The following is a 2,223-nucleotide window of genomic DNA, read 5'->3' as shown; positions in this document are numbered from 1 at the left end:
GATGCTTCCACACCATGTCGGGGAGTGGCTCAGCCTGGTAGAGCACCTGGTTCGGGACCAGGGGGTCGGAGGTTCAAATCCTCTCTCCCCGACCATTTATTTTCAGACATTTGCGTATGCGCGCCTGGATTCCAAGCCAAAGCTGAATGAGTTTGGGCTAGTTGGCTTGTGCAATTTGGCATCGAGCGGGGCGTCAGTGCACTCGGCTGGCGATGATCTGCGTGCCCGCAGCATTCGATTGAATGCTCGTGGAGCGGAGCAATATCTCAAAGGGTCGCAGTGTTCCGTCGGCGCGTTCTGCAGTTTTGAGAATGGGAGCGATGGTGTCGCCTCGGAAGAGCAGTTCGGCGGCCGCTTCGGTGCCGGCGACATCGAGTCCTTCCACTGCGAGCAGATGGCCGCTCGCGTTCAAGTTGGGGAAGAAGAGGATCAACGCGTAGGTCTCGTGAGCCGGCTCGTTCCAGTGGCTGGCATAGATGGGGGCTTCGCCCTGCAGGGGCTTGCTGTTGACGATCGCGGCACTCTCCATGTCCTGGCTGGGCACGATTTTGAAATTGGCGTTGGAGTCGACAAGTGCCGCCCATGGATTGGCGCTGACCGAGCCGATGATCAAGGCATTCGCAGCTTTCAAATCGTCGAGTCGCAGATCTCGAGGGAATCGCAATAGAACGCGGTGAGGGTCGAACTCCGGCCGACGGGCGACGGTAGTGACGATCTGCATGCTGACGAAATCGGTGTACTGCTGGCTGCGAAGATCCTGGTCCGTGTGGTTGTTGACGCTGGCGAGCGGCATCTCGGCGAAGTTTCCCTTGATGTAGCTGGCGAGCGGCACCGAGCGGTGCGACATATCTTCGAGAAGATTGAATCCGGCGTCAGGGGGCACGATATAGGTGTTCGCCGATCCGGCAAGGAGCGCTCTCCACAGCACGCGACTCGCATCGTCATCGGTCGTATGCAGAACAATGCGGTGGATCGCCAGGTAACTCAAGCCCACGAGAAGAGCACATGCGCCTACGAGCAGAAGCCCGCGCACAGCAGGGTTCCTCGGGGAGCTGGCCTCTGAACCGCCCGGCACAGTAGCCTCTTGCTTCACATGCCCGGAAGAGAGTCCCGCAGGTCTCGGCGGTTCCGGTCCGGTCTCTTCGTCCAACTGCATACTTACGGCGCTAACGAAGGACGGAATATATCCACCAACCGGAATATGGATGCGGAGAGTCTCGTCCCGGCCAGTGCCTGCGAAGTGCTCGGCCAGCCTTTTGCGCAATTGACGAGCATAATTGCGGACGATGTTGTCTTCGTCGGTGCGATAGGAGAGAGATCGCCCGAAGACCGCGACGCCAATACGGTGCTCGCTGATGGCATCGTGTCTTCCCGCCAATGCCTCGGACACGACGTAGAGCAGGAAATTCGACAGCAGGGGCGACCGCGCAAAGTGGGGTCCAGCGACAATCCTCTGGGTCAGAACCCAGCGCGGGTCGCTGTGCAGCGACTCACCCTCCGGCTCCAATGTTGCGGCAGAAGACTGCCGGTCTCGGATCGTGGCGGATGGTTTCACTCCAGTGCTCGGGGAATTGCTTGGAATGGTTGTGCGTTCAACCCGAGAATACGGTCCATTTGTGAATGCGCGATAAATTGCACGCACCGTGCTTTGTGCACACGGGGGTTGATTCGTCAGATTTTCATGTTGGTGAAGATCTTCGATTTATCAAGCACCTGAGGCGGTTCTGAACCCGTGTATACCCGGGTGTCGTCTCGTTTACACGCTTCCATGACGAATTCCCCTCTCCTAGCATGAACCAGGCTTCTTCCCCAAAACGAAGGAAAAGCTATCCAAGGAGCGCCTCATGAAGACGATAGGAATGTGTCTTAACTTGTTTGCCGATCGAATGAGCGGCCGGGCACAGGCCGTCCGCACGCTGTTCCGCCTCTCCGCGATACTCTGCCTTCTCTCCGGATTCTTGGCTCACGCACAGGTCAACACCGGCTCTCTCAGCGGCCTTGTGACCGACGTTTCGGGAGCAGTTGTGCCCGGAGCGACACTCACAATGAAGGACGAGGCCACTGGCTACTCCAGGGTTGTGAAGACTGCCACGGACGGAGCTTACGCCTTTCCCGACTTGCCGATCGGGCAATACGCACTGACTGTAGAAGCAGGTGGATTCACAACCGAGAAGCAAACCCAGACCATCAGCGTCGGATTCCGTTCGCGCGCCGATTTTCATC

At 58.3% G+C, this 2,223-nt stretch carries 2 protein-coding genes and 1 tRNA gene; 2 read left to right on the top strand and 1 reads right to left on the bottom strand.

Features of this window, described 5'->3' with window-relative positions; translation table 11 throughout:
* Positions 1 to 18: 18 nt before the first annotated feature.
* Positions 19 to 95, top strand: a tRNA-Pro gene (locus WA354_RS00300).
* A 98-nt stretch (positions 96 to 193) separates the two neighbouring features.
* Here WA354_RS00300 and WA354_RS00295 read toward each other — a convergent pair.
* Positions 194 to 1,555 carry a hypothetical protein gene (locus WA354_RS00295; RefSeq protein ID WP_472811006.1) on the bottom strand — a complete coding sequence of 454 codons (1,362 nt, stop codon included), beginning with the start codon at positions 1,553 to 1,555 and terminating at the stop codon, positions 194 to 196.
* 289 nt (positions 1,556 to 1,844) lie between these two features.
* Here WA354_RS00295 and WA354_RS00290 point away from each other — a divergent pair.
* The coding region (locus WA354_RS00290; RefSeq protein ID WP_472811005.1) for a carboxypeptidase-like regulatory domain-containing protein at positions 1,845 to 2,223 on the top strand (379 nt) is incomplete at its 3' end.

The sequence above is a fragment of the Occallatibacter sp. genome, from assembly GCF_049802275.1.
Lineage (GTDB): Bacteria > Acidobacteriota > Terriglobia > Terriglobales > Acidobacteriaceae > Telmatobacter.
The sequence above is the reverse complement of the archived record's forward strand: the minus strand, read 5'-3'. Positions and strand labels throughout refer to the sequence as shown.